At 67.3% G+C, this 831-nt stretch carries 1 protein-coding gene; it reads right to left on the reverse strand.

Going from position 1 to position 831, the window contains the following annotated elements:
* Positions 1-9 precede the first annotated feature (9 nt).
* Positions 10-792 (reverse strand): transposase family protein, encoded by a 783-nt coding sequence (locus tag AAH979_RS43085; RefSeq protein WP_346263887.1) that lies wholly within the window; start codon positions 790-792, stop codon positions 10-12.
* Positions 793-831 lie beyond the last annotated feature (39 nt).

The raw sequence follows: 831 nt of genomic DNA on the forward strand, positions 1-831 counted from the left end.
GAGCGTTTTTCATCCTCGGTAGGTCGGGTTCTCGACGTGGTGCAGGGCCAGGATGGCCTGCACGATCGCGGTTGTCCGGGACGGGCTGCAGCGCAGTCTGGTCAGGACTTTCCAGGTCTTCAAGGTGGCGACGGCTCGTTCACCAAGGGCGCGGATACGGGCGTGGGCCTTGTTCACGGCCTTCTGCCGGCGGGACAGCTTCGGCCGGTAGCGATGACGCTTGAACGGGGTGCGGACGCAACCGCCGGCTCCTTGGTACGCCTTGTCCGCGAAGGTCATCACGTTCGCGCTGGTCAGCGCCGCGACGATGCCGTGGGTGCGGGCGGCGGTCAGGTCGTGTGCCGAGCCGGGCAGCGCCGCCGACGCCCAGACGAGGCGTCCGGCCGGATCGGCGATGACCTGCACGTTCATCCCATGTCGCCGGTGCTTCCCGGAGTAGTACGGCTTCTGGTCGTGTATGCGGTCGATCGGGATCAGGGTGCCGTCGAGGATGGCGTAGGCCAGTAGACGGATCCTGCTCATCGCCTGGTGCAGGTCGTCGGCGGTCGTGGCAAGCAGAGTGATCGCCTCGCGGACGTAGCGCCAGGCGGTGGCTACCCCGACTTCGAACCCGGTGGCCAGACGGGTGAAGGTGTCGCCGTTGCGCAAGTGGGCCAGGACGAGCAGTGCCTGGCGGCCGGGGGCGAGGCGGCGCCACCGGGATCGTCGCTGGTGACGATGGCTACGGATCAGGTCGGCGACGTGGTTCAGCGATCGGGTGGACAGCGGGATCGAGGCAGGGTAAGACAGCAACGAGGCTCCCGGTAGGGGCATCTTTCTTGGTCGATTGCT

It is taken from the genome of Plantactinospora sp. ZYX-F-223 (genome assembly GCF_039649625.1).
In the GTDB taxonomy this organism is placed as follows: domain Bacteria; phylum Actinomycetota; class Actinomycetes; order Mycobacteriales; family Micromonosporaceae; genus Plantactinospora.